Source organism: Rheinheimera sp. NSM (genome assembly GCF_052380015.1).
Lineage (GTDB): Bacteria > Pseudomonadota > Gammaproteobacteria > Enterobacterales > Alteromonadaceae > Alishewanella.
The window spans coordinates 22,174-30,182 of sequence record NZ_JBQTCI010000011.1; the positions used below are offsets into that span (position 1 = coordinate 22,174).

Below are 8,009 nucleotides of genomic sequence, written 5' to 3' on the forward strand. Positions count from 1 at the left end.
AGCTAAAGCTGTTCCAATGTGCTCCGGGCACATTGGTGGTCGAACCTAACGGTTCGCCTCCTATAGGGGCTATAAACGCAAAAACCGCCGAATTGGCGGTTTTGACGTTTATGGTGCACCCGATAGGATTCGAACCTATGACCTCTGCCTCCGGAGGGCAGCGCTCTATCCAGCTGAGCTACGGGTGCACAATCTGCAATACTGCAGAAGCTGCGCATTATAGACAGCCTTGCTCTGTGTGTCTATCGCCTTACTGCCTGATTTTTCAGCACTCAGTTTCACTGCCCGTATTTACATTGTTGCGGCGTTAGCGCTAGAGTGAGGGCTGGCTAATTTTCCGGCATTCCTTCGCTACGATGAATACAAAATTTTTGCTGTCTTTTGGGCACTGGCTAATACTGCTAACCTTGCTGCTATTGGCGATGTTTGCCACTGAAACCATAGTGCAGCACGAGCAGCAGCATGCGCGCAGCCAGCAGTTGCGCCATGAAATAGCCAGCGCCGGCCAGCTGCGGGCTTTGTTGGAGTCGGAGCTGAATATTCCGCTGTACCTTACCATTGGCCTTACTGCTTACGTGCAGGCGAACGATGGCGAGATTTCGCCGGCAGAGATCCATTTGCTGCTGCCGGAGCTGGTGCATCAGGCGCGGCATATCCGCAATATTGGCGTGGCGCCAGGCAATACCCTGCGTTATGTCTATCCGCTAAGTGGTAATGAGCAAGCCATTGGCCTGTATTACCCCGACTTGCAAGAACAATGGCCCGACATTGCCGCCATTATTGCCCAGCGCGAAGCGCGGCTGGTCGGCCCTATTGAACTGGTGCAGGGCGGCACGGCCTTTATTTACCGCCTGCCGGTGTACCTTAATGCCGACAGTTACTGGGGCATTATCAGTACCGTAGTCAATATCGACTCGGTTTGGCGCCTGCTGGAGAAACAAACCACCGAACAGGAAGTGCAGGTAGCCATTCGCAGCTTGTCGGCGCAAGGCCGTGCCAGCAGCGCTTTTTATGGTGATGACCGGCTGTTTTATGACGACAGCCTGCTGCTGGGCATCAGTTTGCGCGGCGCACTGTGGCAAATGGCGGTGCGCTCTTTGGCGCCACTGCCGGATCGCGCGCAGCAAATCCGCTTTGCCGCCTATGGTATAACCGCCCTGTTGTTGGGCTTGCTGGGCTGGCTGCTACTGTCACGCCAGCGTTTGCGCGACAGTGTGGCAGAGCAACAACGCAGTAAATTATATTTGCGCAGCATGATGGATAACGTGGCTGATGCCATTATTACCACCGACCCGGACGGCATTATTGAGCAGGTAAACCTGTCGTGCTACCCGATGTTTGGCTATGCCACCTCTACCCTGCCAGGGTTGCATTGGTCGGCGTTATTGGCCGACCCGCAGCGGTTGGACGAAGTATACAGCGCCACCTCTAATGGTAACGCCGAATACGAAACTGCCGGCCGGCGGCGTGATAACAGTACCTTTCCGATGGCGGTACACCGCAGTCATATCCGCTTGCAACAGCAATCGCGCCAGCTACTGGTATTAAGCGACTTATCCGAACGGCGGCAAACCGAGCAGTTAAAACAACAGTTTATCTCTACCGTAAGCCATGAACTGCGCACGCCGCTTACCTCGGTTTCAGCTGCGTTGGGCCTGGCGGTGGCCGGTGCTTTAGGTGAGTTGACCGCGTCGCAACAACGCATGTTGCAACTGGCGCATACCAATTGTCAGCGCCTGAGTGCGCTGGTGAGTGACTTACTGGATATCGAGAAAATTACCAGCGGCAATATGACACTGGAACTAAGCGCAGTAGCGCTGCGGCCGCTGGTGCAGCAATGTATTGACGAAATGCTGCTGCTTAACAACAACCGTGTGATCACCCTGCAGTGTGATGCCAACCTGACAAAAGTAAATGTTGAGGCTGAACCAAACCGGCTTAGCCAGGTAATAATGCACCTGTTGTCTAACGCAGTGAAGTTTTCATCGCCCGGCCAACCGATACTGGTTAACATTAACATGGCAGGCGACCGCGTACGGGTAACCGTGCAGGACAGCGGCCAGGGTGTGGCCGCACAATTTGTGCCGGGTTTATTCAGCCGCTTTAGCCGGGCCGACAACAGCGACAGCCGCGAACATGGCGGTACCGGGCTGGGGCTGGCGATCAGCCGTAGCCTGATCATACAAATGCACGGTAGCATGGGCTATAAACCGGCACCGCAACACGGCAGCTGTTTTTACTTTGAACTGCCGTTTATCGCCACACTGCAACCACAAACGTTGCCCTAAGCCGGTTTTTATCTTAATTTGTTGGCATCTGGCTGCAAACGCGGGGCTTTGCCAGGTTTTTTTGGCATACTCCGGTAGCCATGCGCTTGCGCGCAACTATTACAATAAGCTTTAACATCATCTTCCAGGGAGATATCCATGCGTAAAACACTGATTGCCACCACCGTTGGTGCTGTACTGGCGCTTAGCGCCTGTTCTGATAATACGGCGCCGGCTCAAACCAATACTCAACCAGGCTCTGCCGCGGTAACCGAAGTGACTTCTACTAACCCATTATTCGTAAAAAGCATGCTGCAATATGAAGCGCCCAATTTCACGGAAATAAAAGACGAGCATTTCCTGCCGGCCTTTGAAGAAGGCATGAAGCAGCATATGGTTGAAGTACTGGCCATTGCCAATAACCCGGAGCCGGCCAACTTTGACAACACCCTGGTAGCGCTGGAAAAAAGCGGCGAGCTGCTAACCCGTGCTTCACGCATTTTCTATAACCTGGCGGGCTCTGACTCTAACCCGGAGCGGCGCAAAATTCAGTCTGAACTGGCACCGAAAATGGCCGCACACTCAGACAACATTAACTTAAACCCGCAGTTATTTGCCCGCATTAAAAGCCTGTATAACCAGCGCAACGAGCTGCAACTGGACAGCGAGTCGGTACGCTTAATTGAAGTGTACTACGAGCGTTTTGTCCGTGCCGGTGCCGAGCTGACAGAAGAGCAAAAAACCGCGATTCGGGCGCTGAACGAAGAGCATTCTAAACTGACCAACCAGTTCTCACAGAACCTGCTGGCCGAAACGAAAAACATCGCCGTAGTGGTTGAGACCAAAGAAGAACTGGACGGTTTGTCTGACTCGCAAATTACTGCCGCCGCCAATGCCGCCAAAGAAGCCGGCCATGAAGGCAAGTACCTGTTAAGCATTACCAACACCACACGCCAACCGGTGCTGGCCCAGCTGAGCAACCGCGAGCTGCGTAAGCGCGTATGGGAAGCTTCGGCTAACCGCGCGCAAAGCGGTGAAACCGACAACCGCCCGCTGGTAGCCCGCCTGGCCCAGCTGCGTGCTGAACGCGCCAAACTGTTAGGCTACGACAACTGGGCCAGCTACGGCCTGGAAGCGCAAATGGCGAAAACGCCACAAGCAGTGTTTGATATGTTAGGCAGCATGGTGCCGGCAGTAATTGCTAACACCAATCAGGAAGCCGCAGCCATTCAGCAAATGATTAAAGAAAAAGGCGGTGATTTTGAGCTGCAGCCGTGGGACTGGGAATACTATGCCGAGTTTGTCCGCCAGGCTAAATTTGATCTGGACGAAAACGAAGTTAAACAATACTTTGAGTTTAACCGTGTTTTAAAAGACGGCGTGTTTTTTACCATGAACCGTTTGTACGGCGTAACCTTTAAACCACGGCCGGATTTACCCACTTACCACGCGGATGTAGATGCGTATGAGCTGTTTGATGCCGACGGCACCAGCCTGGCCATTTTCTACGCCGACTACTTCGCCCGCGAAGGTAAACGCGGCGGTGCCTGGATGAGCTCTTTTGTCGGTCAATCACACCTGAAAGGCCAAAAGCCGGTAGTGGTTAACGTGATGAATATTCCAAAAGCACCGGATGGCGAGCCTACGCTGGTAAGCTACGACCACGTGACGACGATTTTCCACGAACTGGGCCATGGCTTACACGGCATGTTCTCTGACGTGAAATACCCAACCCTGGCCGGTACGTCAGTATCACGCGATTTCGTTGAGTTTCCGTCTACGTTCGAGGAAGACTGGGCCGCGCACCCGGAAGTAATCGCTAACTACGCCAAGCACTACCAAACCGGCGACGCCATTCCGGCTGAACTGCTGCAAAAAGTGATGAACTCACGCAGCTTCAACCAGGGCTTTGATACGCTGGAATATATGTCTGCTGCCCTGCTGGATATGGAATGGCACTCGCTGTCTGCCGACGAGCCGCTGCAGGATGTAAACGCCTTTGAAGCGGCTGCACTGAAAAAGCACGGTGTAGATTTAGCGGCGGTACCTCCGCGCTATAAGTCGACCTTCTTCTCACACTCTATGGGTGGCGGTTATTCTGCCGGTTACTATGCCTATATGTGGAGTGAAATTCTGGCGGCGGATGCCTTTGCCTTTGTGCAGCAACAAGGTGGTTTAAAGCTGGAAAACGGCCAAAACTACCGTAAGAACATTTTGTCTGTAGGTAACTCACGAGCGCCAATGGAGTCTTACAAAGCCTTCCGTGGCCAGGAGCCAACCACAGATGCGTTGTTAATCCGCCGCGGGCTGAAAACCAAAGTAGATTAATAACCAGGCGGATATTGGTTTGCTCTAAATCAACCGTTGAAGGCATGGATGCCTGAGTCGAGCCTACAGGGATGTATTTACGGCGCGTTGATGTGAGCAAACCAGTTAGCCGCTTGCCGCTGATGCATAAAAAAAGCCCCGCTAAATCAGCGGGGCTTTTTCCTGGTTGCCGCTTAATTAACTGCCGGCTACCTGCATCTGGTTTATCAAGATTGAGCCGGTTAATACGCCGCCACGGCGATCAACGTCGTTACCTACCGCCACTATGTTCATAAACATATCTTTTAAATTACCGGCAATGGTCACTTCAGACACCGGAAACTGAATTTCGCCGTGCTCTACCCAAAAACCGGCTGCGCCACGCGAGTAATCGCCGGTTACGGTGTTAACACCCTGGCCCATCAGTTCGGTTACCAGCAGGCCTTTGCCCATGCTGCGGCATAGCTGCAGTAAGTCTTCATCGCCGTGCTGCACCAGCCAGTTATGAATGCCGCCGGCATGGCCGGTACTGGCCATACCCAGCTTACGCGCCGAGTAACTGGTAGTCAGGTAGGTAGTCAGTACGCCCTGCTCTATTATCGCCAGATCGCGGGTTTTTACTCCCTCGCCGTCAAACGGGCTGGAGGCCAGCGCCTGCTTTAAATGCGGCTGCTCAATAATGCTGACGCCGGGCGCCATAATTTGCCGGCCAACCTTATCCATTAAAAAGCTGGATTTACGGTAAATGCTGCCGCCACTGATGGCCGCAACTAAATGACCAAACAGGCTGCTGGCAATATCGGCACGAAACAGTACCGGCACTTTTTGCGTGGTAATTTTACGCGCATTAAGCCTGGCCACGGTTTCCAGTGCGGCTTCGCGGCCAATTTGTTTCGGGTCCAACAGCTGGTTATAACGCCGTGCAACGGTAAAGCTGTAGTCGCGCTGCATATCGTCGCCATCTTCACCTATCACCACACAGCTGAAGCTGTGGCGTGAGCTGGGGTAGCCAACTAACTGGCCGTGGCTGTTGCCGTACACTTTTAAGCCCTGATGCGACGAGAACGATGCGCCTTCAGAGTTGGTAATGCGTTTGTCGGTAGCAAAGGCGGCTTCTTCGGCGCCGGCACACAAGCGGATGGCTTCGTCGGTGCCGATGCTGTCGGGGTAGAACAGATCCAGATCCGGCGGCGACATTTCCAACCAGGCTGCTTCGGCCAGCCCGGTGTGCGGGTCTTCCGAGGTATAGCGGGCAATATCGGCCGCGGCTTCTACCGTGCGGCGCAGCGCGTCGTGGCTTAAATCGGCAGTAGAGGCTGAGCCTTTGCGTTGGCCAAAGTACAAGCTGATGCCCAGGCCACCGTCCTGATTAAACTCTACCGTTTCCACCTCGCCGTGGCGGGTTTCTACACTTAAGCCTTTGGTGCGGCTCATCGACGCTTCAGCGCTGCTGGCGCCCAATTGCTTTGCATGGGCCAGCACTTCAGCTACGGCCTGTTTTACTTCGTCAATTTCCTGCCAAATAGTACTTTGGGTTACTTGCATAATGTCTGTTCAGCTAAATTATTTGCCACAAGCTTATCATAGTCTGCTTATGCTGGCTGCTGCTGTGCATCACTATCATGTATACTTAGCGCATTATTGTTAAGAGTGAAGCAAGCATGACAGATTTTATTAACGGCGATACCTGGGACGAAGAAGAAGGTAAGAGTAAGTCTCAGGTTAAGCGTGAAATGCACGAGCTGCAAAAACTGGGCGAAGAGCTGGTGGAATTAAGCGCTGCATCACGCGCCAGGGTGCCGCTGGATGACGAATTAAAAGACGCGCTGCAATTGGCTGACAAGCTGAGCAACAAGCGCGAAGCGCTGCGCCGGCATATTCAGTTTATCGGCCGCTTAATGCGCACCCGTGATTTAGAGCCGATTGAGCAAGCCTTAGCGGTACTGCGTAATACCAACCAGGCGGCAACGCGGCAGTTTCATAAAGTGGAGCAATGGCGCGATAAACTGTTGGCGAAAGACGACAGCTTAACCGACTTTATTGCCGCCTACCCGGAAGCCGATGTACAGCAACTGCGCCAGCTGATCCGCAATGCGAAGAAAGAGCAGGAAAAGCAGCAGCCGCCCAAAGCCTACCGCGAGCTATTTCAGTTGATTAAACCGTTGATTATCGAAGAATAATCTAACTCAGGTGGCAGCTACAACTTCCGTTGTGCTCGCCTGACAGATTAGGTTGGGATGCCGTTGCGCACAGCCACAGACCATTTTCGCGTTAGCGAAGGCGGGCGAGGCATTCGTCGGGAACGAATGCCGTCAGCGCCAACTGGCCCGCCAGATGAGGGGCAGGACAGCCCCGAATTCCGCTGTGGCGGGCACAGCGGCATTTCAACCGGAACCGGCCGGTTTGCTTAACAAACTTTCGTTAGCCAGCCGTGTTTATCTTCGGCCTTGCCCCACTGAATATCATTCAGTGCCTGGCGCAGTGCATTGGTAGTAGCGCCGGCCACACCGGAACCCACCTGATATTCTTTACCGCCATGAATTAAGGTGCCCACGGGGGTTAATACGGCTGCAGTGCCGGATAACGCGGCTTCGGTGCCTGGCTTAGCGGCGCGCTGTAACAACTCGTCTACCGTAAGCTCACGCTCAGATACCGTCATACCGCGATCGCGTGCCAGGGTTAGGATAGAATCGCGGGTAATGCCATGCAGGAAGGAGCTGTCCAGCGCCTTGGTAATAACTTCATTGCCGTCGATCAGCAAAAAGTTGGCGGCACCGGTTTCCTGTACATCGCCGTTGGGGCAAAACAGTACCTGGTCTGCCTGCACGCTGGCGCGGGCTTTCATTATCGGTTGCAACGCACTGGCGTAGTTACCGCCGCTTTTTACCATGCCCATATGCGGCGCACAGCGGGCGCTGTCTTCCAGTAATAAACGCAGCGGTTTGGCACCACCGGCAAAGTAATCACCTACCGGCGACAGTAACACATACAGCATCGACTCCAGGCTTGGCGCGGCGGCTTTGCCGATTGAGGCTTCAGTGCCGATATGCGTTGGCCGGATATACATAGAGCCCGGTGGCACCGGTACGTCTGCCGCATAGCGGCCGACGATATCCAGAATCATTTTAGTTAACATGGCCGGGTCAAATTTTGGCAGCGCCAGCAGTTCGCTGCTTTGCAGCAAACGTTTGATATTGCGGTCGATGCGGAAAGTGTAAATGCCGCCGTCGGCATGACGAAAGGCTTTTAAACCTTCAAAACAGGTGCTGGAGTAATGCAGCACATGCGCGCCAGGGTGCAGGCTGATGCTGTCGGTGGCGACAATTTCCGGCGTGCTCCAGCTGTTATTGTTAAAACGGGAGATGATCATCTCCGGAGTAAATACGGTGCCAAATGCTGCCATTTTTTACTTTTAATCCCTGTTGATGTTGTTAG

General features: G+C 53.7%; 5 protein-coding genes and 1 tRNA gene. 3 read left to right on the plus strand and 3 right to left on the minus strand.

Annotated features, from left to right (window positions below; genetic code table 11):
* Positions 1-111: 111 nt before the first annotated feature.
* A tRNA-Arg gene (locus tag ACTZWV_RS19380) sits at positions 112-188 on the minus strand.
* A gap of 168 nt (positions 189-356) precedes the next feature.
* Between ACTZWV_RS19380 and ACTZWV_RS19385 the strand changes: the two genes are divergently transcribed.
* Both ACTZWV_RS19385 and ACTZWV_RS19390 read left to right on the plus strand, forming a co-directional pair.
* Positions 357-2,288: an ATP-binding protein gene (locus ACTZWV_RS19385; RefSeq protein ID WP_444788134.1), complete on the plus strand. Its 1,932-nt coding sequence runs from the start codon at positions 357-359 to the stop codon at positions 2,286-2,288.
* 138 nt (positions 2,289-2,426) lie between these two features.
* Positions 2,427-4,595 carry a M3 family metallopeptidase gene (locus ACTZWV_RS19390; RefSeq protein ID WP_444788135.1) on the plus strand — a complete coding sequence of 723 codons (2,169 nt, stop codon included), beginning with the start codon at positions 2,427-2,429 and terminating at the stop codon, positions 4,593-4,595.
* A 177-nt stretch (positions 4,596-4,772) separates the two neighbouring features.
* Here ACTZWV_RS19390 and pmbA read toward each other — a convergent pair whose 3' ends face one another.
* Positions 4,773-6,119: a metalloprotease PmbA gene (pmbA, locus tag ACTZWV_RS19395; protein ID WP_444788136.1), complete on the minus strand. Its 1,347-nt coding sequence runs from the start codon at positions 6,117-6,119 to the stop codon at positions 4,773-4,775.
* 116 nt (positions 6,120-6,235) lie between these two features.
* Between pmbA and yjgA the strand changes: the two genes are divergently transcribed.
* On the plus strand, positions 6,236-6,754 hold the full coding sequence (gene yjgA, locus ACTZWV_RS19400) for a ribosome biogenesis factor YjgA (protein WP_305556639.1): 519 nt from the start codon (positions 6,236-6,238) through the stop codon (positions 6,752-6,754).
* Between the two features lie 227 nt (positions 6,755-6,981).
* Here the strand turns inward: yjgA and ACTZWV_RS19405 are convergent, their stop codons facing one another.
* Positions 6,982-7,977 carry a branched-chain amino acid aminotransferase gene (locus tag ACTZWV_RS19405; protein ID WP_444788137.1) on the minus strand — a complete coding sequence of 332 codons (996 nt, stop codon included), beginning with the start codon at positions 7,975-7,977 and terminating at the stop codon, positions 6,982-6,984.
* Positions 7,978-8,009: the final 32 nt, after the last annotated feature.